The following is a 23503-nucleotide window of genomic DNA, read 5'->3' on the forward strand; positions in this document are numbered from 1 at the left end:
CGGGCTTATCCACCGCGCGGCCCCCGCGCCGACCCTGCCTGCATTTTAAGCACAAACGGTTTGCTCAATAAAATCAATGACTTAGTACTGAGTTAAGCGGCTTGCTCACAATGTTGTCCACAAAAGGTGTGCAGAACACGTGGACTTGTCCACCGCCCCGTGCCAAGGCGCAAACGCGCGCCCGCATGGCCGTTTTGGGCGCCCGCGAGGGTGCTTATCCCCACTTGCATCATAATTGTGCAAAGTCATTTTCTTCAATGAAAGCAAAGACTTGGGGCGCAATCGGCGGCTTTGCTCACAATCTTATCCACAAAAGGTGTGTAGAAGATTTTCGCGCCAACCTGCCTTATTTTTGCGCTTAAACCATTTTTCCTTTCGAATCAGGTACTTGACTGCCCACCCACGGTATTGCTAACAATCTTATCCACAGTTTTTGTTCAAAACATCGATGCAATTTTTAATTTTCCACATGCTTAGTTTTTACGCATGGCAAACTTTCCCTTTAAAATCAAGGACATCAGCTTGCTTGGGCCGGCTTGCGCACAATCTTATCCACAGAAGGTGTGCAGAAGTGGACTTGCCGAGTGACAGGCAAACACGTTACATTGCCGGGGTTCGTTCTTATCAAGAATCACCATTCACTCAGGAGTTTGTTTTGCTGCCCATTCTTCAAGCTGCAGGTTGGCCAATCTGGCCGTTGCTGATCGCCTCTCTCGTCGCTTTAGCGTTGATCGTCGAGCGCATTATTTATCTGCGCCGCGCCAAAATCCTGCCACCGCAGTTGCTTGATGAAGTGGTGCGCGTCTATCACAACGGCAAAATCACCAAGGATGTGATCGACTCGCTGGAAAAGAACTCCCCGCTCGGCACCGTGCTCGCCGCCGCCCTGCGCAATGTCGACGCCCCGCGCGACGTCATGAAAGAATCGATCGAAGAAGCCGGCCGCGGCGTGGCCCACGTGCTGGAACGCTTCCTGACCACGATCGGCACTATCGCCTCGCTGGCCCCGCTGATGGGTCTGTTCGGCACGGTGGTCGGCATGATCGAGATTTTCGGCTCAACCAATTCGACCGGCGCCAACCCGGCCCAGCTGGCCCACGGTATTTCGGTCGCGCTGTACAACACCGCCTTCGGTATCGCCATCGCCATGCCGTCCCTGATTGCCTATCGCCATTTCCGCGCCCTGGTCGACAGCTTCATCATCGACATGGAATTGCAGGCAGTGAAGTTCGTCGACATCGTGCACGGTGCCCGCAAATGATGAACTTTCGCCGCGGCCAGAAACGTGAAGATCCAGAGATCAACCTGATCCCCTTCATCGATGTGCTGCTGGTGGTGCTGATTTTCCTGATGGTCACGACCACCTACAGCAAGTTTACCGAGTTGAAGATTACCTTGCCGACCGCCGACGCCGAAAAGGCGTTGGAAAAGCCGTTCGAACTGAACGTCACGGTCGATGCCAAGGGTAACTACACGATCAACAACCAGCCGGTGTCGTTTTCCAACGTCGCCAACCTGGCGTCCGACCTGAAAGCGGCCGCCACGGCCGGCCAGGCCGCCGCCAGCGGCGAGAAGAGCCCGGTGGTGGTCATCAACGCCGACCAGTTCGCGATGCACCAGATGGTCATCAACGTGATGGAAGCGGCGCGCATGGCAGGCTACGACAAGCTGACGTTCGCCGCCCAGACCGGCGAGAAGAAGTAAAACCAGCGCAGGCGAAGCGATTCGCCTGCCGCCTCATGTCTTCCTCCTCTTCCTCCTCCCTCGAAACGACCCTCACGCGCGCCTGGCTGCGGCGCGGCCCGCTCGCTTGCGCGCTGTGGCCGCTCTCCTTGCTGTTTCGCGCCATCAGCGGCCTGCGCGCGCTGCTGTTCCGGGCCGGCGTGCTCAAGTCGACCCGGCTGCCGGTGCCGGTCATCGTGGTCGGCAATATTTTTATCGGCGGCACCGGCAAGACGCCGCTGACAATCTGGCTGGCCGAAGCCTTGCGCGCGGCCGGTTTCAATCCCGGCATCATCTCGCGCGGGCATGGCGGCAGCGACAGCGCCGCGCGCCAGGTCACGCCGGATTCAACCGCGCGCGAGGTCGGCGACGAGCCGCTCCTGATCGCGCGCCGCACCGGCTGCCCGGTGGTGGTGGGGCGCGACCGTGGCGCCGCCGGGCGCGCCTTGCTGGCCGCCCATCCCCAGGTCGACGTGATCCTCACCGACGACGGCTTGCAGCACTACGCCTTGCGGCGCGATATCGAAATCATGCTGTTCGACGGACGCGGCACCGGCAACGGCTGGCTGTTGCCGGCCGGTCCCTTGCGCGAGGCGCCCTCGCGCCGGCGCGATTTTACCGTCGTCAATGCCCCGGAACTCACGCCCGCCTTGCGCCAGGCGGTCGGTGGCATGCCGTTTCGCATGCAGCTCGCCGGCGGCTTCGCCGAGCCCCTGGCGCGTCCGGGCCATCAGGTGGCGCTGGCCAGCCTGCGCGGCCAGCGTATCGTTGCCGCCTGCGGCATCGGCAATCCGCAGCGCTTCTTTACCTTGCTGCGCGGCGCCGGCCTGGAGGTGCGTGAACTGCCGCTGCCGGACCATCACGATTTCCTGGACCAGCCTTTTGCGGCTGTCGATGCGGACATCATCCTGATCACCGAGAAGGATGCAGTAAAATGTGCGCAAATTGAAAATCTCAAAAATGACCCGAGACTGTGGGTCGTACCGGTGACGGCGCAGTTAGACGCCGCGCTGGCCCAACAAATTGTGGAGAAATGTCGTGGATGCTCGACTGCTTGATATCCTGGTCTGCCCTGTATGCAAAGGCCCGCTCGAACTGGACAAAAAGGCCCAGGAACTGATCTGCCGCGGCGACCGCCTGGCGTTTCCGGTCCGCGACGGCATTCCGATCATGTGGGCCGACCAGGCGCGCAAGATCGAAGCGCTGTAAGCGATGGGCTTCATCGTCATCATCCCGGCGCGCATGGCGTCGACCCGGCTGCCGGACAAACCGCTGGCCGACCTGGGCGGCAAACCGATGGTGGTGCGCGTGGCCGAACGCGCGGCCGCCTCCGGCGCCGAACGCATCATCGTGGCCACCGACCATGAGGCCATCGCTAGCGCCTGCCGCCAGCACGGGGTGGAAGTGTGCATGACCGAAGCCGACCATCCGTCCGGCACCGACCGCATCGCCGAAGTGGCGCGCACCCTGGACCTGGCGCCGGACGCGGTGGTGGTCAACCTGCAAGGCGACGAGCCGCTGATCGACCCGGCCTTGCTGGCCGCCAGCGCCGCCCTGGTCGGGCCTGGCGTGCCAATGGCCACCTGCGCCCATCCGCTGCACGAGGCCGCCGACGCCTTCAATCCGAACGTGGTCAAGGTGGTGCTCGACAAGCTTGGCCGCGCCATGTATTTTTCGCGCGCCACCATTCCGTGGCACCGCGACGGCTTTGCGCAGTCGAAGGACAGTCTGCCGGCGGCCTATGTTGCGCTGCGCCATATCGGCCTGTACGCGTACACGAGTGCTTTCCTGCAAATCTATCCAACCCTGGAACCGGCGCCGCTCGAAGCGGTCGAAGCACTCGAGCAGTTGCGCGTGCTGTGGCATGGTTTCCCCATCGCCGTGCATGTCACCAGCAGCGCTCCGGCGGCGGGCGTCGACACGCCTGATGATCTTGAACGGGTGCGCCTGCATTATGCGAGTTAGCTTTGCTACAGCGCAGCATGCGTTCGGTTCTCATCCGTAACCGACGCATAGCTTGCGCCAGATCAAGCAAAAAAATGGCGAATACGCCCTCGGATTGGCGTTTTCCGGCACTTTTGTGGTAAGTTTCGTACCAAGGTAGTCAAGTATGCATCGCCACCAATTTTAAAATCTGTTTTAGGAATGTTCATGCGTCTGATTCTGTTAGGAGCTCCTGGAGCCGGCAAAGGCACCCAAGCTAACTTCATCAAGGAAAAATACAATATCCCGCAAATCTCGACCGGCGACATGCTGCGGGCCGCGATCAAGGCCGGCACCGAGCTGGGCATTGCGGCTAAAAAAGTGATGGATGCGGGCGGTTTGGTGTCGGATGACATCATGATCGGCCTGGTCAAGAATCGCCTCAAGGAATCCGACTGCCAGAACGGTTACCTGTTCGACGGTTTTCCGCGCACCATCGCGCAGGCCGACGCCATGAAAGACGCCGGCATCAACGTCGATTATGTACTCGAAATTAACGTGCCCGACGAATTCATCGTCGAGCGCATGAGCGGGCGCCGTTCCCATCCGGGTTCGGGGCGCGTGTACCACATCACGAACAATCCGCCAAAAGTGGATAACGTGGACGATATCACCGGCGAGGCGCTGATCCAGCGCGACGACGACAAGGAAGAGATCGTCAAGCAGCGCCTGTCGGTCTACCATAACCAGACCGAAGTGCTGCTGGGTTACTACAACCAGTGGGCGCAATCGGGCTTGCCCGGCGCGCCGAAGTACCGCCGCATCTCCGGCATCGGCCCTGTGGAACAAATCCGCGAGGCGGCGTTCGCGGCACTGTCGGAATAAATGTAGCGAGAACACAAGAGCGGACTTCGGTCCGCTTTTTTGATGGCCGCGCCCTGCGGCAATCATTGCAGTTTGCCCTGACTGGCCGCCAGCGCGCGGCCGGCGTTCCCGGATTTTTTTAGATTCAACGTTTTGCAGTACGCAGTGAGGTTGGCCCATCTCTTTCACTCTGTTGTTGGAGCGGTCTTTCGAATGTGTTGTTGTGTTACTTGATAAAAAAGCGAGGGGACGATATGACAGCAAGATTTCTTGTCTTTGCAGTTGTGTGCGGCGTCATTGCCGTGATTTATGGATTGGTGACGCGCAGCTGGATTCTGCGCCAGGACCCGGGCAACGCCCGCATGCAGGGCATCGCCCAGGCCATCCAGGAAGGCGCCGCCGCCTACCTCGGGCGCCAGTACCGCACCATCGCCATGGTCGGCGTGGTGCTGCTCATCGCCATCGGCGTGCTGCTCGACATGAATACCGCGATCGGCTTCCTGATCGGCGCGGTGCTCTCCGGCGCTTGCGGCTTCATCGGCATGAACGTGTCGGTGCGCGCCAATGTGCGCACCGCGCAGGCCGCCACAAAAGGCATGAACGAAGCGCTCGACGTCGCCTTCAAGGGCGGCGCCATCACCGGCATGCTGGTGGTCGGCCTGGGCCTGCTCGGCGTGACCCTGTTCTACTGGATGCTCACCGCCCAGGCCGCCGGCGGCAGCGCCACCCAGCATGACGTCATCAAGCCGCTCATCGGGCTGGCCTTTGGCGCCTCGCTCATTTCCATTTTCGCCCGCCTTGGCGGCGGCATCTTCACCAAGGGCGCCGACGTCGGCGCCGACCTGGTCGGCAAGGTCGAAGCCGGCATTCCCGAAGACGATCCGCGCAACCCGGCCGTGATCGCCGACAACGTGGGCGACAACGTCGGCGACTGCGCCGGCATGGCCGCCGACCTGTTCGAAACCTATGTCGTCACCCTGATCGCCACCATGCTGCTCGGCGCGCTGATGATGGCCACGCCGGGCGGCGAAGCGGTCATCTATCCGCTGTTGCTGGGGGCGGTGTCGATCATCGGATCGATCGTCGGCTGCTCGCTGGTCAAGGCCAAACCGGGCAAGAAAATCATGTCGGCCCTGTACACGGGCCTGTGGTGGGCCGCCGGCCTGTCGCTGATCGGCTTTGCCGGCGTGACCTGGATGGTCTGGGGCGATGACGCCATGCGCATGAAAATGATGGGCTGTGCGCTGGTCGGCATCGTCCTGACCGGCCTGATGGTCTACATCACCGAGTACTACACCGGCACCGACTTCAAACCGGTCAAGCACATCGCCGAAGCGTCCACCACCGGCCACGGCACCAACATCATCGCCGGCCTGGGCGTATCGATGAAGTCGACCGCCTACCCGGTGCTGGCGGTGTGCGCCGCCATCCTTGCCTCGTACCAGATGGGGCAGTTGTACGGCATCGCGATTGCCGCCACCTCCATGCTGTCGATGGCCGGCATCGTGGTCGCGCTCGACGCCTACGGCCCGATTACCGATAACGCCGGCGGCATCGCCGAAATGTCGGGCATGCCCGAATCGGTGCGCGCCATTACCGACCCGCTGGACGCGGTCGGCAACACCACCAAGGCCGTCACCAAGGGCTACGCCATCGGTTCGGCCGGTCTGGCCGCGCTGGTGCTGTTCGCCGACTACACCCACGCCCTCGAATCGGTCGGCAAGCAGGTCTCGTTCGACCTGTCGAACCCGATGGTGATCGTCGGCCTGTTCATCGGCGGCCTGATTCCCTACCTGTTCGGCGCCATGGCGATGGAAGCGGTGGGGCGCGCCGCCGGCGCCGTGGTGGTCGAGGTGCGGCGCCAGTTCCGCGACATCAAGGGCATCATGGACGGCACCGGCAAACCCGAATACGACAAGGCGGTCGACATGCTGACCGCCTCGGCGATCCGCGAAATGATCTTGCCGTCGCTGCTGCCGGTGGTGGTGCCGGTGGTGGTCGGCATGCTGCTCGGGCCGGCCGCGCTGGGCGGGCTGCTGATGGGCACCATCGTCACCGGCCTGTTCGTCGCCATTTCCATGACCACCGGCGGCGGCGCCTGGGACAACGCCAAGAAATACATCGAGGACGGCCACTTCGGCGGCAAAGGGTCGGACGCGCACAAGGCCGCCGTGACCGGCGACACCGTGGGCGACCCGTACAAGGACACCGCCGGCCCGGCCGTCAATCCGCTGATCAAGATCATCAACATCGTCGCGCTGCTGCTGGTGCCGCTGCTGCCGGTGACTGGCTGGATCGCCGTAACCGTGCCGCCGGCCCATCCGCCCGTCAATACGGTGGTGCCGGGTCCGGTGGCCCAGGCCATCCCGGCCCCCCTGGCCGAGGCGCCCGCGCGCTGAGCGATTCGCATGTGTTCACATGTAATTTTTTGCGACAATTGATTACTGGTTTCAAATTTGTAAACATCGTAATGTTCATTCTTTACTAATCTTTTCTAAGTTTGAAGGAACGATGCGATGAAGAATTTGACAACCCGTTTCATCCGCGGTGGCGCCCTCGCCAGCGGCTTGCTTTGCCTGGCCGGCATCACCGCCTGCGGCGGCGACGACGACACGGCGCCCGTGAAACTGCCTGACATGGTGGCGCAGGCGCAGGCGGCGGCGGTCATCGGCGCCCAGCCGACGACGCAATCGGTTGCGGCTGGCCAGAGCGCCACTTTTTCGGTGGCGGCCAGCGGCTCGGGCACGCTGAAGTACCAATGGTGGCGCAACGGCGTCGAGATTCCGGGCGCCACCAACGCCAGCTACACCACGACGGCAGTGACCCTGGCCGACAGTGGCGATGTGTTCAGCGTCGCCGTGCGTAACGACGCCGGCGCCGTCACCAGCAACGCCGTGGCCCTGCAGGTCGAGGGCATCGGCGCGCGCGTGCTGGCCGGCGGCGCGATCGTGCCGGGCCGCGCCCAGACGGACGGCGTCGGCAAGCAAGCCTACTTCCTCTCCGCCGGCGCGATTGCCGGCGACGGCGCCGGCAACCTGCTGCTGGTCGACACCCAGAACAAGTCGGTGCGCAAGATCACCCCTGCGGGCGTGGTCACCACCCCCATCGCCGGACCGAAGACCACCCCGGCGCTGCAGTTCCCGCGTGATATCGCTGCCGGCCTCGACGGCGTGACCTACGTCACCGACGGCATCAACGAGTCGCCCTCCATTTACGCCTTCAAGATTGCGGCCGACAATGTGATCAGTGCGATCCCCACCGTCGCCACGCTCGGCGACCCGGCCCTCGCCAGCGGCGTGATCGTGCCGCCGGTCGTTACCGCGATTGCGGCCGATGGCGCCGGTAATGTGTACGTGGCCAGCGAAGTGGCGCGTCCCGGCGCGCCGGAGTGCAGCTCCTGTTTCAAACGCGCCATCGTGCGCAAGTTCGGCAAGGATGGAGCGGTGACCATCGTGCTGGAAAGCCTGGGCTCGTCCGTGATGGGCGGCGTGACCGACATGGCCGTGGACAAGAACGGCAACCTGTTTGTGGTCAACGACAAAGGCATCCAGAAGGTCGATGCGTCCGGCGTCAAGACCACCCTGGTGGGGACCGACCAGGCCTTCATCAAAGCCATCGCGCTCGACGCCGGCGGCAAGCTGTACTTCGCCACCGAGCCGTTCAGCGGCCGCCAGAGCCCTTGGCCGATCCACGCCATCGGCAAGATCGCCCCGGACGGCAAGGTGAGCGTGGCGGCCGATCCGAACGGCAGCGACGCCCGCTTCAAGAGCGCCGCCTGGATTACCCAGCCGGCCGGCCTGGCGACGGACGCCGCCGGCGCGCTGTACGTGAGCGGCAACGGCCGCGTGCTCAAGCTGGTCTTGCCATAAAGCGGGCAGGGCCGCCGTCCGGTCGCCCGACTGGACGGCCACGCTGTCATGGCGCTGCAAAGCTGGCGTTTTAGCGCCACGCTTGCAAAAAATCATCGCCGGCATGAGGGTTATTTTGCGAGCTCAACGTACTATTTCTGTTCGTCGTCCTTGACGCACACGTACTCCTTTCCGCCGGGACGACGCATCCCGGCCGATGCCTGGCCGCTTTCCACAGTGACCACAAGGATGAACGATGAACTCGACGACACGGCTGCTCCTTATTGCAGCGCTCGCTCTGAGCGCCACTTCCGCCGCTGCGCAAACGCCTGTGCGTATCGATACCGCTGCCTTTTCCATGGTGAACCAGTGGGGCGATGCGCCCGACACGCTGCTGTCGGACACCAACGGCGTCACCCGCATCGGCCTCAATACCGCTAGCGCCAGCCTGAGCGCCGACACCGGGCGCTACCTGGATGGCAATTTCTACGGCGGCCTGTTCGAAGTGACCGTCAACGCCGGCTACCGGGTCACCGGATTTTCGTTCTCCGGCACCTTTGAAGGTGTGCTCTACGTGCCGCCCAACACGGATGGCACACCCGGCGACGGCTTCGCCTACAATTCCGGCTACATCGAATTGAGCGCCGGTTCGCGTCCGTACGGGATCTTCTATGGCGAGCATGCCCAGCGCATCGACATGCTCGACGGCGCCATCCCGGTCCTGATGTCGAGCGGAGAATTATCCCTGACCAGCGATTTCAATTTGTCGCTGCAGGGACTGGTCCTGGTGTCGGCTTATCCGACCACCACGCCAGAACATCCGGCCGGCATCGATTCCTTCGCCAGCCTGCGTGTGCGCGATCCTGTTTTTACCATCTACACCTCGGCCGTGCCGGAGCCGGACCGTGTGGCGATGCTGCTGGCCGGGCTGGGTGTGCTGGGATCGGTCGCGATGCGTAAAAAGATAGGCGATGTGCAAGATTGTCAGTATGATCTACCTTGTTAATACATTAACGTAGCGCTCACCGAAAGAACCTCATGACTTTTTACCTCCCCCATGCCGCGCTGTGTGCGCTGGCGCTTGCCAGCGCTCCCGTCTTTGCACAAGGGCCGACCACGCTCGAAGCGTCCCATTTTTCGATCGGCAACAGTTGGGCCTACGAGTCCGATGTCATCACATCGGACGCCAACGGCGTTACCCGGATCAGCCTGACCGATGCCGCAAAAACGCTCCAGACCGCCTCCACCTTCTACGAAAACGGCGACGGCTACAGCGGTAATTTTTCCGTCACCTTGCGTCCCGGTTACCGGATGACGGGGTTTTCGGTGTCCGGCACCATGTTCGGCGGGCTCGGCGAGATCACCGAGCCGGGTGGTCTGCCTGGCGAAGGCAATACCAAGAACACGATGAGGATGGACCTGGGCGCCTACACGCCGGCGACCGGCTCGGTCAGCAGCATGCGCGTCGATTACAGCATGGTTAACGGCAAGCTCCCGTTTGTGCTGGCCAGTACGCCGCTGTCGCTGACGGGCGAGGTCAGCTGGTCAATGTGGAATATGGTGACCGTGATGTCCTCTCCCTACTACCTGCCCGGCTATCCGGATGGCCCTCCGGGCAGGGAAGTGTTCCCCCTGGTGACGATGCAAGTGCTCAACCCGACCCTGACCATCTACACCTCGGCCGTGCCGGAGCCGGAAACCTACGGCATGCTGCTGGCCGGCATGGCGGTCATCGGCCTGGCGCGCCGTCGCCGCCGCGCCGCGTAAGGGCGGCCTACAGCACGCACATCCGGTTCGCTTCCGCGCGCAGCGACGCGCGGAAGTCCGGATGGGCGATCGCAATGAGCGCCTGCGCGCGCTGCTTGGCCGACTTGCCGCGCAACTGCGCCACGCCATACTCGGTCACCACATAATTGATGTCGTTCTTGCTGGTGGTGGCGTGCGTGCCGGGCGTGAGCGTGGAGACGATGCGCGAAATCGTGTTGTCCTTGGCCGTCGAGGGCAGCACGATGAACGACTTGCCGCCGCGCGAACGGTTCCCCGCCCGCACGAAGTCGACCTGGCCGCCGGTGCCGGAGTAGGGCAGGTGGGCGATGCTCTCCGAGCCGCACTGGCCCAGCAGGTCGATCTGCAAGGTCGCGTTGATAGTCATCAGATTGTCGTTTTGCGCCGCCAGGTACGGATCGTTGGTGAAGTTCGACGGATGCATCTCGATCATCGGATTGTGATGCAAGAATTTGTACAGCTTCTGCGAGCCGAGCGCGAAGGTCGCCACCATTTTGCCCGGCATGAAGGTCTTCTTGCGGTTGGTGACCGCGCCCGCTTCGATCAGGGTCAGGATGCCGTCGCCGATCATTTCGGTGTGGATGCCCAGGTCGTGCTTGGAGGTCAACTGCATCACCACCGCGTCCGGAATGCCGCCGTAGCCGATCTGCAGGGTCGCGCCGTCGTCGATCATGTCGGCCACGTACTTGCCGATCGCTTCCTGCACCGCGCCGATCTTCGGCAATCCCACTTCCAGAATGGCCTCGTCGCTCTCGACCAGCGCCGTCACCTGCGACACATGCACGTGGCACTGGCCATGCGCGAACGGCACGTTGGGATTGACTTCGAGGACGATTGCGCGCGCCTTGGCGATGGCCGCCATGGTGTAGTCGACCGCCAGGCTCAGTGAAAAGAAGCCATGTTCATTCATCGGCGAGGCCATGGCGAAGACCACGTCGGCCGGCGTGAGGCCCTGCTCGAACAGGCCGGGCAGCTCGGAAAAGTAATTCGGGATGAAGTCGCACCAGCCGCCCTGGCCGGACGCGCGCGAGGCGCCGCCGAAAAACAGCGAGGCGTGGCGCACGTGATGCGCCGTGTCCTGGTCGAAGTAGCCGAATTTGCGCATGGCGAGGATCTGCGCCACTTTCACGTCGTGAAATTGCTGGCGCTGGCTCGACAAGGCGGTCAGCAGGGTGGGCGGCTCGCCCACGCCGGTCGGCACGACGATCATGTCGCCGTCGCGCACGAGGCGCAGGGCATCAAACGGGGTGGTGAGCTTTTGCTGGTAAAGCTGGTGCGGGGTTTGCATGGCTGTCTCCTTTATTATGCGTAAATAGTACCGCAGGAAACTGACCATGCGCTTACTCCAGGCGCGCGCGCCAGTGTTCGGCCTCGTCGTCGCGGCCGAGCGCTTGCAGGGCGTTGACCACGCGGCCGATGTAGTCGGCCGGGCGGTGCTCGGGCGCGCGATGGCCTTGCGCGAAATCCCACAGGCGCTGCGCGGCGTCGGCGATGCCCGCGTTGTCATCGGCGTCGAGATAGTAGCGCAGCAGGCCTTCATGCTGCTCCCCGAACGGGATCACCGCCAGGCCTTTTTCGTGCAGCACCGGGATGCGCGCGTCAAGCCGGTCCAGCGCGCGGTAACGGTTCGCCAGCTTGCAGCACAGGATGGCGTAAAGACGGATGTGGGCGTCGCGGAACATGCCGGCGCCGGTTTCGAAAAAACGCTCGAACTGCACCAGCGCCTGTTCGTCGTAGCGCGTGGCCAGCGCGGCGACGGCCTCGCGCGGCCAGTGTGCCTGCGCCGGCAACTGCGGTTGCGTCTCTTCCGTCAACTGCATGGCGATGCCGTAGCACCAGCCGGCGCTGGGCGAGTCGACGAAGGGCATGGCCAGCGCCTGCGCCACGCCATGCACGCGCATGCGGCACAGCCAGAGTTTCGGCACCACATCCGAATTGGCCAGGGCCGGATCGCGCACCGCCGCTTCCAGCAGGGGCAGGGCGCGCGCCGCGTCCTGCTGCGCAAACAGGTGCAGGCCCTGCACCGCGTCGATGGCCGGGTGGACTGGCGCGCGCTCGCGCGCCAGTTGCAGGTACGCGGCATGCACGCCTGTCGGCGTGTCGCGGCCGGCGGCATAGGCCAAGGTCAGCGGCCAGTACGGGCTGGGCGAGCGCCCCAGGCCGATCTGTTCCTGCGCCAGCTCCCGGGCGCGCCCGGACGAGACCGGGCGCTCGTTAAAGACCGACTCGAACGCCAGCGCCGCCGCCTCATCGGTGCGGCCGGCTTCCATCAGCCAGTCGAGCAGCACGGCGTTGGTGCTGTCGTCGTTGTCGGTGTAGGTGCCGTAGCGGCCTTGCTGTGCCCAGGCGATGGCAAGGTCGTGCCGGCCGAGCCGGAACTGCGCATTCGCTTCGAGCCGCGCGATGCGGATCTCGAGATCGCGCCGGTTGGCTGGCGCCATGTCGGCCGGCCGCAGCGCGCGGATATGCCCCGCCACGAAGCTCATGCGCTCCGGCGCCAGGCGCGCCAGGTCGCGCGCCAGCGTCAGGCAATCGTTCCATGCCAGCGTGCCGCCGTCGTCGAGCATCTGGCGCAGCGCCCTTGCTCCCTCGGCCTGCGCGTGCGCGATGTCGCCCTCGCGCAGATAGCTGCGCCCGCGCAGGATGGCCAGCTGCGCCCCGTCCCAGGCGCGATAATCGGCGCGTTCCGGATCGGCCAGGCGCAGCGCGTACTGCGCGTCCAGGCAGCGGCGCTCGAGTGCAAACGCGCCGGCCTCGCCGCTCTGGTCGATCAGGCGCTGCCAGCGCTGGTCCACGTCGCGGTACCGGGGCGTGCGCGTGAGCGCATCGACAGCCGCCTCCAGCGAGCGCAGGGTGGGCGCCATCGTCACCAGCGCTTCCACCACGGCCGCGCCGTGGCCGCCGCGCTGGCGCATGCGGCGATGCCGTCAACGATGTCCGCACGCAGCGAAGCGTGCCACGTCAGGCCCGGCCGGAGGTGGTGCGCCATGCGCGACAGATTGGCCTGGAAGCGCTCGAACTGCGCCATCGTGCCGCTCGCCGTGTGGCGTTCTTCACTTGCCGTGAGCTGGTCCAGCGCCTCCGTGTACAGCGCGTGCGCGCGTTCGCCCTGGCCGGCCGTGCATAGCGCGTGCGCCGCAACCCGGCTGGTGCCGGCCACGGCGGCCGCCCGTACCGCCGGCAGCAGGGCTTCCAGGCGCGGCAAGGCGTCTGCCGGCTGCGTATGCATCATCGACGACAGTACCTCGACCAACGTGCCCAGGTAGGTTTTTTCGAACATGGCGCGGGTCTGCTCGTTGGCACCGCACCACCATTCTTCCAGCCGCTCGAGCCAGATGGCGATGTCGGCGTCGCGCCCCAGGCGGCGCAGGGCCGCGCAGACATGGTTCACGTACAGGGCCGGGTAGTGCTGGCTGTCGCCGTGCTCGGCCACGCTGTGCCACAACATTTCGGCGCTGTCGACGATGCCCGCATCGTTGCGGTCCATCCGGTGGCAGCTCAGGATGCCATCGTAGTGGCGCGGCAGCGCACTGGCGTCGATGCCTTTGTGGTGCAGCGCGAGCGCGCCCGCAGTGTCGCCAACGTTGTCGCGGTAGTAAATGGCCAGGTTATTGCACAGCGCCGCATAAGCGGGCGCGAAGCCGTCACCGGTATGACCCGTCGCGCCCGCGAGGTAAGCGTCGAAGCGCGCCCGTCCCAGTTCGTAGTAGCGTGCGGCGAATGCCGCCGCAGCGTCGTTGGGATTGTTCACCTGTCCCTGCAGATGTTCGCCGAACAGGCTCTCGAGGTTCACGGCGGCCTCGTAGCAGGCGCGCGCGCCCGCCGCCGGCACCAGCGGCAGCGCCAGCGCGGCCAGCGCGCCGTGCACGTGGATGCGCGCCAGCCACAGCTTGATGACCAGGTCCGATTTCGCCAGCGAAGCGTCGCGCACCGCCGCTTCCAGCAGCGGCAGGGCGCGCCGGTAGTCGCCCGCCGCTTTGATCAGGTACAAGCCTTCGACCGCGTCGATGGCCGGGTGCGCCGGCGCGAGCGCGCGCGCCAGCGCCAGCTGGCGGCCCACATACGGGGCCTCGTCCTCGCCGTCGCGCACGCCGGCGCCGGTCTCGGTCATGCCGGCGCCGGCCAGCGCAAGCTGCCAGTAAGGCTGGCCGTCCAGGCCTTCGGCGAGCGCCTGCCTGGTTGCGCCCAAGGCGTGCGTCCCGGTGCTGCCTTGTTCATGGTAGATCACATCGAAGGCCAGCCTGGCGGCGTCGGCGTGGCGGCCGGCGTCGAACAGCCATTCGAGCATGAGGCCGCTGTAGCGGTCGTCCTCATCGCCCGTGATGACGGTGCGCGCCAGGGCCATCTTGTCGAGCGCCTGCCCGAGCGCGCCCTGGCGCCGCAGCGCCAGTGCTTCGAGCCGGGCGACGCGCACGTCGATGTCGCGCCGGGCGAACATCAGCGCCTTGTCGGGAATGCGCGTGCGCGCCTGGCGCACGATGCCGTCGATCGCCTCGGGCACGATCTCGACCAGTGAGTGACCGAGGCTTAGCCAATCATCATGACCGATCTCCTGGTCGGCGCCGGCGCTGGCCAGCACCTCGATGGCGCGCGCGCCGAACTGCCTGGCCTCCTCGTCACGACCTTCCAGCGTGAAGCTGTGCGCGGTGCTGATGGCCAGCAGCGTGTCGTCCCAGGCATGCAAGCGCGCGCGTGCCGGGTTGGCCCGCGCCAGCGCATGACGTCCCAGCGCGCAGCGGCGCGCCAGCTCGTATGCGCCGGCGTCCACGCTTTGGTCGGCCAGGTTTCCCCAGGCCTGCTCGTACTGCAGGCCGACGGGCAGGGCGGACAGCAGCGCATAAGCGGCTTCAAGGCCGGCGCAAAACGCGGCATGGTCGCCCAGCGCATGCAGCGGCTCCAGGCGAAAGAAAGCCAGGTTCAGCGGCCATCTGCCACGTTCGTCCTCGGGCAGCGCTTCGGCTAGCTGGAGGCCATCGGTGTCGATCACGCGCAGGGCCGCAAGCGGCTCGCCGGCGCCCAGCCACAGGCTGTACAGGCGGCGTACGCTGGGCAGCGTGTCGGCGCGGTAGCGCCCCGCGTCCATCATGGACTTGAGGCTGGCGCGGATCAGCGCGGGGTCGATCCCGGCTTCCTGCTGCTGCGCGAGTGCGGCTTCGGCCTGGTCGAGGAAAGCGTCAAGCCGGCTGGCGCTGATGATGTTGGGATGGTTGCTCATGGGGGCGAAATCAGATTGGATGATAGAAGGAACTGTTCGCCACGGTAAAATCGTCCTGCGCATAGAAGTCGTCGCGCTCGTACTGCCCGCCCATCGCGCGGGCTTCGGCGAACAACTGGCGCGCCCGCAGCGTGTCTTTGGCGACGCCCGGCGCACCGGTGGCGTACACCGACGCCAGGTTGTGCGCCGCGCAGGCGTCGCCGAGGACTTTGGCTTTTTCGAGCAAAATGACGGCCTCGTTGCCGCTGTGTTGCACGCCTTGGCCGAGGTAATGCAGCGCGCCCAGAAGTCCGAGCGCGGCAGCGCTGTGTGCCGCAGCCAGGGGCGTCAGCACGGTGAGTGCTTTGTCGATTGCCCGGTTGATGATCAGATCGATGGCTGCAGCGAGCGTGGCATGATCGGGATCCTGCCGCCTGGCGTGAAGCATGGCGTAAAGCTCCGCCTGGCGTGAAGCATGGCGTAAAGCTCCGCCATGCGAGATTTCAGAGTCCACAGTTCGGCCCATGCGAAATCACCCTCAGCATTGTGAAATCGATATACGTAGGAGCGCCCGGAATGCCAGCCGCTGCCGATCGGAAAGCCCCGAAATTCAATCGGGCTGTCCCAACAGGCGTCGTGCACGATGGGCGTTTGCCATTGATTCGGGTCGATCGGCGTAAACCGGGTGCTTGCGCATATCAGGCATCGGGGTGGTGTGTTGCGATTGGAGAGGTTATGGTACAGCCAGCGGAAATCGTCGTCTTCGATGTCCAGCAAGTCGTCCTCGATGCCCAGGCAGCCGCTGCGATTGGCCCTGCGCCGCAAGCTGGCGGCCGTATCGAACTCGCGTCGACTGGGAATGCGCTCGATCCAGGACGCGCTATTGCAGTCGTGACACCAGGCGGGCAGCAGCAGCATCTCGCTGAAATGGATGGTGGAACGCCCCCCGGCCTCCGGCAAATCGGTGTACGAGCGCGCGAGCGACGGAAACGCAAACTCCTGCGCGCAGCCGGTGCATTTCATCGGATTGTAATAGGTGGTCATGGCGTGTCTGGCGCCTCGAACAGCACCGGGCCGTGCCACGCCATGCTGCGCCACGGGTGGCTCCGTGTGCCCAGCCACTGCGCCAGCCTGGCCTCGTCGAATGCGACGCCCAGGCTGTCGGCGCGCGCGCCCGCGATCCATTGCTGGCGCCCGCGCGCGAGCGCGGCGCCGAACTCCTGCCAGTTGCCGAAGCAATCGCTGGCGCGCTGCGCGTTCTGGTACAGCACTTCCCATTGCAGCGCCGGATCGAGCCAGCCGAGCAAAGTGGCGCTGCGCACCGCGAAGGCCACGCGCGCCGAGGCGAACGCCATCGCCGCGCGCGGATCGTCATCCAGGCGCAGGCGATCGAGATCGATGCGGAACCAGTGCCGCCGCAGCAGATCGGGCAGCGCGGCGCGGATCGCGTTGTCGTCGATGTTGGCGCGCAGGCCGAGGATGTGCAGCAGGCTGGCGCGCAGCACTTGCGCCTGCTGCGGCGTGAGCGCCCGCGCTTTCGGGTTGGCGTACGCGGCCATGTCGCGCGCCTGCGCAATCGGGTGCGCCAGCGCCAGCGCGCGGTTCTGGCGCGCGTCGAACTTGTAGCGCAGCTTGACGCTGCCCGGTTTTTTGGGCGGACGGCTTGTGAACAGGTGTGCGATCCCGGCGTAGATCGCCCACCCGAACAGGGCAACGAGGGCCAGCGTCATCATCGCGTGCTCCTCACCGCGTGCGCCACGCCCGGATGCAGCGCGAGACCCTGCAATTGCTCGGGCGCGCGCGCGGCGGCGATCCACTGGGCCAGCACCGACGGCGCCGCCAGGCGCGGGAACAGGGCGGGGAAGTGCTGGGCGACGAACAACTGGTCGGCCTCGTCACGCGCATCGTCCACCATCGCCCAGCCCGAGGGCAGGCGCACCATGCCCATCGAGAGCGCGTCCGGCGGCGTATGGAGGTCGCTGTCGACACCACGCAAAAACGCCAGCAGCTCGCCGTGGAACCGCTCCACCGGCGGCCGATTGAGCTTGCCCTTGATCTGGTCGAAGCGCAGGCGGCCGCCGTCGACGACGTGGGCGCTGATAGTGATGTGCGCATGGCCGTTGCCGCTGCGGTAGCTGAACAGGCGCATCTGGCCCGCTTCGCAGGCCGCCGCGTAGTGTTCACCATAGCCGCCGCGCAAGCTGCGCCGGTCGCTGAACTGGCCCAGGCAGTGGCGCATCACCTGGCTTTCAAAGGCCATCTCCTCGCGCAGCTGCGGGCTTGATGGCAGCAGTTCGACCACGCTGCCGGCCTCCCCTTGCCAGCGTGTTGCCACCGCGTCCGGCTGGTGTTCGCGCCAGCCGGCCGCGCTCTTCGCTTCGAACGCGGCGTGTTCGGCGCTCCACAGCGCCAGGGCCTGGCGGCAGTTGACGCGCTGTAGCTTGCCCTCGAGCGCGGTGCCCTGGCGCGCACCCAAAAATTCGACCAGCTTCGCTTCCATCGCAAGCAGCTCAGGGCCGTCGGGCGCTAGCCACCACATGGCTTCGCCCGCGTCCTTGCCCAGGCGCGCCGTCACCCATTGGGGCACGGCGGCCGGTGCGAACAGGGCGCGCGCCTGCTCGCTTGACGCGATGCGCGCCAGCGCCGGTTCGGGCGCCTCCAGATTGCCGACCGCGTAGCGGAAGAAGTGATTGGCCAGCCACTCGGCCACCTCGGGCGCATCGCCGCGCTGCGCGCTGCGGCGGGCGATGGCCTCTTTGAGCGCCGGGGCGTTGACCACGTCGCGCGCGCCGTAGGCGCTGGTTTTCGATTGGGTCGTCGCCATTACCACACCTTCCACCAGGGCTTGGCCTGGGCGTCCGGGCGCCTGCATTGCTCGAGTCCCGCGAGGATCGACGCGCGCTGCGCTTCGTGCCAGGCATTGCCCGCGACCACGTGACCGAGCGCCTCCAGGTACAGCTTTTCGGCGCGCGCGAGCTGGCCGGCGCTGCGCAGGGCATGCGCCGCTGTACCGCACACCACCGGACAGGCCGCCGCCGACACTGCCGGCAGCATGGGGTCGAGGCGCAGGATAGCGTCGCCCGGCTGCGTATGCGCCATGTAAGCGAGCACCGATACCAGGGCGCCCATGTATTTCTGCTGGTGCGCGCAGCGCTGCTTGTGGTCCAGGCGAGCCCACCATTCGTCGAGCCGCTGCAGCCAGATGGCGATATCGGCGCTGCGCCCGAGCTTGTGCAGCGCGGCGACGACGTCGGGGATGTAGGCGGGGGGCAGGTGCGCGCTGTAGCCGTGGTCGGCGGCGAAGTGCCAAAGATGCTCCGCGCCGTCGATCAATGCGGCATGCTCGCCGAGGGCGGTGTAGCAGTTCACCGCGCCTTGCAAGTGCTCCGGGAAGGGGGCGGCGGCATGGCCCTTCCGATGCAGTGCCAGCGCCACGGCGGGCTCCGACCTGTAAAAGTAGTGGTGGGCGGCCAGGCCGATGCACAGCGCCGAACAGACTTTTGCATTGCCGTCGCCCGTATCGCCCTCGCCGCTGGCGACAAAGGCGTCGAAGCGTGCCACGCCCGCTTCGGAATAGCGTGCGCGCAGTGCCTGCAGGTCGGCCCGCGCCACTGTCACGCCTTCAGGCAGCACGTCATTGAGGGCGTAACCGAGATGCATGCCGATGTCGTTGCACGCAACGCCGCTCGACGCCGGCACGAACGGCATGGCCAGCGCGGCCGGTGCGCTATGCACATGGATGCGCGCCACCCACAGCTTGAAAACCAGGTCCGCATGCGCGAGCGAGATGTCGCGCACGGCTACTTCCAGCAGCGGCAGGGCGGCGTGGTAGTCGCCCGCTGTTTTGATCAGCAGCAGGGCCTCGATCGCATCGGCCGCCGGGTGGGCGCCGCTGTGCGCGCGCGCCAGCGCCAGGTAACGCCGCACGTAGGCCGCTTCGTCCTCGCCGGCGAGCACCCCGGCGCTGGCGGCGGCCATGCCGGCAAAGGCCAGCGCAAGGTGCCAGTACGGCTGGCCCGCCAGGCCATCGTCGAGCGCGCGTTGCGTGACCATGAGCGCATGTGCGGCCGAGTAGGGATGCTGGTGGAAGATCGATTCGAAGGCCAGGCGCGCGCCGTCCTCATGGCGCTGCGCTTGCATCAGCCAATCGAGCAGGACGGCGTTACAACGGTCATCCTTGTCTTGCGCCAGGATGATCCGTCCCAGCCGCATGTGGGCCAGTGCCTGCTCGGGCTCCCCCTGGTAGTACAGGCCCATTGCGTCGAGCCGCGCGATGAGCACGTCGATCTCGCGCAGCCTGAACACCCCACTGCCCGCCGGAATGCGCGCGCGCGCCTGCGCCACGATGCCGGCGACGGCGTCCGGTACGATCTCTGCGAGCTGGTAGCCCAGCCGGATCCATTCGTCGTGGCCGATATTCTGGTCGGTGCCGGCACTGGCACTGGCGAGGATGTCGATGGCGCGCCGGGCGGCCAGCCTGGCCTGCGCCTGGTCGCCTTCGCGCCAGAAGCTGCCGGCCTGGCGCCGCGCCAGCCTGGCATCGTTCCAGACATGGAAAGACGCCTGTGCCGGGTCGGCGGCGATGCGGGCGTGGCAAGCCTGGGCACTGTGGCGCTCCAGCGCGTGCGCGCCCGCTTCCCGTATTTTCACGTCGAGATAGTTCCAGGCGCTGACGTGATCCGGCGAATCAGGCAGTGATGCCAGCAACGTCACGGCGGCGTCGAGCGCCGCGTGCAGGGCGGTGGCGTCACCCTGCGCGATGTGCGCATCGATGCCCCACATGGCCAGCCTGATATGCCATTGCGCCCGTTCGGCCAGCGGCAGCGCAGCGACCACAGCGCGCCCGTCGCCTTCGAGCAGGCGCAGTCCGGCAAGCGGGTCGCGCGCGCGCAGCCACAACTGGAACAGGCGGTGCACGCTGTCCATGGTGTCGGCGCGGAAGCACTGGCGCTGCATGGCGCTCTTGAGGCCCGCGCGGATCAGTTCCGGGCCGAGTCCGGCCCTGTCCTGCTGTTCGAGGGCGGCTTCGGTCTGGTCGAGGTAGGCGTCGAGCCCGGTTGCGCTGAGAATAGTCATGTCTCAGGTTACCAGAGCTTCCACCAGGGTTTGGCCTCGCGCTGCAGGCGCTTGCATTCTTCGAGGTTCTGGAGGATCGCCGTGCGCTGCGACTCATGCCAGTCGTCGCCCGACTTGATGTAGCGCAGGCCATCCCGGTACATCGCTTGCGAGCGTTCGAACTGGCCCAGGCTGCGCAGCGTGTCGGCCGCGATGCTGCTGGTGTAGGGCGAGCCGGCGCCAGGCACCGACGGCAGCACGCTTTCCAGGCGCAGCATGGCGTCGTCCGGCTGCGTCTGCGCCATGTAGTACAGCACCGATACCAGCGCGCGCGTGTAGTTGTTCTGGTTGTCCGCGCGCTCGTCCTGCCCGACGCTGGCCCACCAGTCGTCCAGGCGCTGCAGCCAGATGGCGATGTCGGTGTCGCGCCCGAGCCGGTGCAGGGCGGCGGCGGCATCGTCCACGTAGTCGGTCGGATCGTGCCGGCTGTAGCCGTGGTCCGCCGAGAAGTGCCACAGATGCTCGGCGCTGTCGACCACGGCGCTGTCGTTGCCGAGCTTCTGGTGGCTGCGCATCACGCCCTCGAAGTGTTCCGAAAATGGGCTGGCGGCGATGCCTTTGTGGTGCAGGGGCAGCGCGGCGGCGGCATCGGATTTGTCGTAGCGGTAGTGGATGGCCAGGTTATTGCACAGCATTGAGTAGGTATGCGCGTCACCGTCGCGTGAATTGCCTTCACCGCTGGCGACAAACGCTTCGAAGCGCGCCAGGCCGGTCTGGTAGTAGCGCGCGCCGAGCGCCCTGATCGGTTCTTCCGGCACTGTCACGCCCTCGGGCAGCGCATCGTCGAGGTTGTATCTGAGCATCACGCCCACGTTGTAACTGGAGACGCCGTTCGACGTCGGCACGAACGGCATGGCCAGCGCAGCCTGCACGCCATGCACGCGCATGCGCGCCACGATGAGCTGGAAGACGACGTTCGAGTGCATCAGCGACGGGTCGCGCGCCGCCGATTCCAGCAACGGCAAGGCGCGCTGGTATTGCTGCGCCGATTCGATCAGCCACATTGCCTCGACCGCGTCGGCGGCCGGATGGGCGCCGGCCTGCGCACGCGCCAGCGCCAGATGGCGGCCGACCCAGTCGGCCTGGTTTTCGTCGCCGCGCACGTGGGCGGTGCCGTTGGCCATGCCGGCGAAGGCCAGCGCCAGATGCCAGTACGGCTGGCCGGGCATGCTGGCAGCAACGGCGCGCTTGGCTGCCTCGGCCGCGTGCGGCGCCGACACCAGGCGTTCGTGAAAAACCGATTCGAAGGCCAGGCGCGTCGCTTCGTCGTGCCGTCCCGCTTCCAGCAGCCAGTCGAGCATGAGGGCGCTGACGCGGTCGTCGTCATCGTCGTGCAGGGCGGTGCGCCCCAGGACCAGCCTGGCCAGCGCCTGGTCGAGCGCGCCTTGCTGGTGCAGGGCGCGCGCTTCCAGGCGCGCGATGCGCACATCGATATTTCGGCGCGGGAAAAACACGGTCGCCGCCGGGATGCGCGCGCGCGCCTGCGCCACGATGCCCGCGACCACGTCAGGCAGGACCTGCACCAGCGCATTGCCGACGCGCAGCCAGTCGTGATGGTCGATATCCTGGTCCGGCGCGGCCCCGGCCAGGATGCCGATGGCGCGTTCGCCGGCCTGCCGCGCCAGCGTCGCGTCGCCTTCCAGCGCGAAGCTGTGCGACTGGCGGATGGCCAGTTGCGCATCGTCCCAGGCGCGGTAGGTCGTGCGCTCCGGGTCGGCGCGCTGCAAGGCGTTGCGCGCTTCGGCGCAGCGGCGCGTGACGGCGTGCACGCCGAAGGCCGCGCTTTCCTCGTCCAGGTATTCCCAGGCGCGGTCGTAAGCTAGCGATTCCGGCAACGATACCAGCAGCGCCAGCACGTCTTCGAAGGCGGCCTGCACGGCGCCGCGATCGCCCTGGGCGATACGCGCTTCCACGCGCCAGATTGCCGCGCTGACCTGCCAGGCGGGCCGTTCGGCGCCCGGCAGGGCGGCCAGCGCCGCGCGGCCGTCGCCGTCGAGCAGGCGCAGGCCGGCCGCCGGCTCGCGCGCGCGTATCCACAAGCGGAACAGGCGGCGCACGCCGCCCATGGTGTCGGCATGGAAGTGCTGGCTTTCGAGCGCGGTTTTCAGGCCGGCGCCGATCAATTCCGGGTCGAGCTCGGCCTCCACCTGCTGTTCGAGGGCGGCTTCGGTCTGGTCGAGGTAGGCGTCGAGCTGGCTGGCGCTGAGGATATTCATGTGTGGGATGGCGGTGTGCGGTCGGGAGGGAACCGTCAATTATCGTCTTAATAACACTTCTGGTCAATAATAAAACTTGTTGGTATGTAAATAAATGATGCTGTTTTGTCTGGCATCGGCACGTTTGGCTGGCGCCATGATCCTGTCAAAAATGGTAGTTTGGCCGCATCAATCAACCTCATGCGAGGTGACATCATGCTCATGCTGAAAATTGCCGTGCTCCTGGCGGCATTCCTGGCCTCCGGCGACGCGGTGGCGCGGAACGATGTCGCGCCGGTCGCGCCCGCGCCCCGGATCAACGCTGAACCGGGCAAGAGCGCGCTGCCCAAGCATGCGCCGCCCAAACGGCGCGCCGTGCGCCAGATCGTCGACGGCATGCCCGCCTACGGCCCGCGCCTGGATGCGCCGCCGGCGGCGCCGCCGGGCCCCCGGCCGATACCGTCGGCGCTGGCGCCACCGGCCATCGCGCCGCCGCCGGCCGTCATCAGCGGCTGCGACGCCGGCGGCTGCACCGATGTGAATGGGGTCCGCTACAACGGCGCCGCCGGTAACAGCGTGATCGGTCCGCAAGGGCGCTCCTGTACCAACAATGGCGGTGTGGTTCAGTGCTTTTAATGCGGCGCGACTGGTGGGGACCCCGAAAAACCTACTGCGCGGCGTCATTTTCGCCCGGGACGCGAAGTCCTGCGATGCTCACCGTACTTTCGTACGGCTCCGCGTCTCGGACAAAACTAACGCCGCTCGCTACGGTTTTTCGAGGTTCCCATGGTGTTTTCCGCGAAAAGTTCGCTACAATCCGGGTGCTTGACGTTTACGTAAACGTCAAAAGAACCGAT

The 23503-nt window shown here is 65.9% G+C and carries 20 protein-coding genes and 1 pseudogene; 12 read left to right on the forward strand and 9 right to left on the reverse strand.

Features of this window, described 5'->3' with window-relative positions:
• The first annotated feature begins 655 nt into the window (after positions 1-655).
• The 11 genes and pseudogenes from F2P46_RS14210 to F2P46_RS37665 all read left to right on the forward strand — a co-directional run bounded on the left by F2P46_RS14210 (position 656) and on the right by F2P46_RS37665 (position 10124).
• On the forward strand, positions 656-1261 hold the full coding sequence (locus tag F2P46_RS14210) for a MotA/TolQ/ExbB proton channel family protein (RefSeq protein WP_166890770.1): 606 nt from the start codon (positions 656-658) through the stop codon (positions 1259-1261).
• Complete coding sequence (locus F2P46_RS14215; RefSeq protein ID WP_166890773.1) at positions 1261-1704, forward strand: biopolymer transporter ExbD; 444 nt, start codon at positions 1261-1263, stop codon at positions 1702-1704. Before F2P46_RS14210 ends, F2P46_RS14215 begins: the two co-directional genes overlap by 1 nt.
• A 35-nt stretch (positions 1705-1739) precedes the next feature.
• Positions 1740-2780: a tetraacyldisaccharide 4'-kinase gene (gene lpxK, locus F2P46_RS14220; RefSeq protein ID WP_166890541.1), complete on the forward strand. Its 1041-nt coding sequence runs from the start codon at positions 1740-1742 to the stop codon at positions 2778-2780.
• The gene (locus F2P46_RS14225) at positions 2761-2931 is read left to right on the forward strand and encodes a Trm112 family protein (RefSeq protein WP_166890544.1); all 171 of its coding nucleotides are present in this window, start codon (positions 2761-2763) and stop codon (positions 2929-2931) included. Before lpxK ends, F2P46_RS14225 begins: the two co-directional genes overlap by 20 nt.
• A 3-nt stretch (positions 2932-2934) precedes the next feature.
• Positions 2935-3687 carry a 3-deoxy-manno-octulosonate cytidylyltransferase gene (gene kdsB / locus F2P46_RS14230; RefSeq protein ID WP_166890547.1) on the forward strand — a complete coding sequence of 251 codons (753 nt, stop codon included), beginning with the start codon at positions 2935-2937 and terminating at the stop codon, positions 3685-3687.
• A gap of 186 nt (positions 3688-3873) precedes the next feature.
• A complete protein-coding gene (gene adk / locus F2P46_RS14235) occupies positions 3874-4530 on the forward strand; it encodes an adenylate kinase (RefSeq protein WP_166890550.1) in 657 nt (218 codons plus the stop codon).
• 233 nt (positions 4531-4763) lie between these two features.
• Positions 4764-6908: a sodium-translocating pyrophosphatase gene (locus F2P46_RS14240; RefSeq protein ID WP_229509278.1), complete on the forward strand. Its 2145-nt coding sequence runs from the start codon at positions 4764-4766 to the stop codon at positions 6906-6908.
• Between the two features lie 117 nt (positions 6909-7025).
• Positions 7026-8378, forward strand: coding sequence for a hypothetical protein (locus F2P46_RS14245; protein ID WP_166890553.1), 1353 nt, complete (start codon positions 7026-7028; stop codon positions 8376-8378).
• Positions 8379-8385: 7 nt separating this feature from the next.
• Positions 8386-8532: pseudogene (locus F2P46_RS38800) on the forward strand (hypothetical protein); the annotation flags it as partial.
• An 81-nt stretch (positions 8533-8613) separates the two neighbouring features.
• Positions 8614-9363 carry a PEP-CTERM sorting domain-containing protein gene (locus tag F2P46_RS14250; protein WP_166890556.1) on the forward strand — a complete coding sequence of 250 codons (750 nt, stop codon included), beginning with the start codon at positions 8614-8616 and terminating at the stop codon, positions 9361-9363.
• Positions 9364-9395: 32 nt separating this feature from the next.
• Positions 9396-10124, forward strand: coding sequence for a PEP-CTERM sorting domain-containing protein (locus F2P46_RS37665; RefSeq protein WP_229509279.1), 729 nt, complete (start codon positions 9396-9398; stop codon positions 10122-10124).
• Between the two features lie 7 nt (positions 10125-10131).
• Here F2P46_RS37665 and F2P46_RS14260 read toward each other — a convergent pair whose 3' ends face one another.
• The 9 genes from F2P46_RS14260 to F2P46_RS14300 are packed head-to-tail and all read right to left on the reverse strand — an operon-like array spanning position 10132 to position 22667.
• A complete protein-coding gene (locus tag F2P46_RS14260) occupies positions 10132-11430 on the reverse strand; it encodes an acetyl-CoA hydrolase/transferase family protein (protein ID WP_166890560.1) in 1299 nt (432 codons plus the stop codon).
• Positions 11431-11482: 52 nt separating this feature from the next.
• On the reverse strand, positions 11483-13057 hold the full coding sequence (locus tag F2P46_RS14265) for a hypothetical protein (RefSeq protein ID WP_166890563.1): 1575 nt from the start codon (positions 13055-13057) through the stop codon (positions 11483-11485).
• Positions 13009-15357 (reverse strand): hypothetical protein, encoded by a 2349-nt coding sequence (locus tag F2P46_RS14270; protein WP_166890565.1) that lies wholly within the window; start codon positions 15355-15357, stop codon positions 13009-13011. The genes F2P46_RS14265 and F2P46_RS14270 overlap by 49 nt, the downstream gene beginning before the upstream one ends.
• A gap of 10 nt (positions 15358-15367) precedes the next feature.
• A complete protein-coding gene (locus F2P46_RS14275; RefSeq protein WP_166890568.1) occupies positions 15368-15784 on the reverse strand; it encodes a hypothetical protein in 417 nt (138 codons plus the stop codon).
• On the reverse strand, positions 15724-16380 hold the full coding sequence (locus tag F2P46_RS14280) for a hypothetical protein (RefSeq protein WP_166890570.1): 657 nt from the start codon (positions 16378-16380) through the stop codon (positions 15724-15726). Before F2P46_RS14280 ends, F2P46_RS14275 begins: the two co-directional genes overlap by 61 nt.
• Complete coding sequence (locus F2P46_RS14285) at positions 16377-17069, reverse strand: DUF1266 domain-containing protein (protein WP_166890573.1); 693 nt, start codon at positions 17067-17069, stop codon at positions 16377-16379. Before F2P46_RS14285 ends, F2P46_RS14280 begins: the two co-directional genes overlap by 4 nt.
• Complete coding sequence (locus F2P46_RS14290) at positions 17066-18160, reverse strand: hypothetical protein (protein ID WP_166890576.1); 1095 nt, start codon at positions 18158-18160, stop codon at positions 17066-17068. Before F2P46_RS14290 ends, F2P46_RS14285 begins: the two co-directional genes overlap by 4 nt.
• Positions 18160-20412, reverse strand: a complete 2253-nt coding sequence (locus tag F2P46_RS14295; protein WP_166890579.1) for a hypothetical protein — start codon at positions 20410-20412, stop codon at positions 18160-18162. The genes F2P46_RS14290 and F2P46_RS14295 overlap by 1 nt, the downstream gene beginning before the upstream one ends.
• 8 nt (positions 20413-20420) lie before the next feature.
• Complete coding sequence (locus F2P46_RS14300; RefSeq protein ID WP_166890582.1) at positions 20421-22667, reverse strand: hypothetical protein; 2247 nt, start codon at positions 22665-22667, stop codon at positions 20421-20423.
• Positions 22668-22862: 195 nt separating this feature from the next.
• Here F2P46_RS14300 and F2P46_RS14305 point away from each other — a divergent pair, with 195 nt between their 5' ends.
• Positions 22863-23282: a hypothetical protein gene (locus tag F2P46_RS14305; RefSeq protein WP_166890585.1), complete on the forward strand. Its 420-nt coding sequence runs from the start codon at positions 22863-22865 to the stop codon at positions 23280-23282.
• Positions 23283-23503 lie beyond the last annotated feature (221 nt).

Source organism: Massilia sp. CCM 8734, from assembly GCF_011682155.1.
Classification (GTDB): domain Bacteria; phylum Pseudomonadota; class Gammaproteobacteria; order Burkholderiales; family Burkholderiaceae_D; genus Telluria_A; species Telluria_A rubra.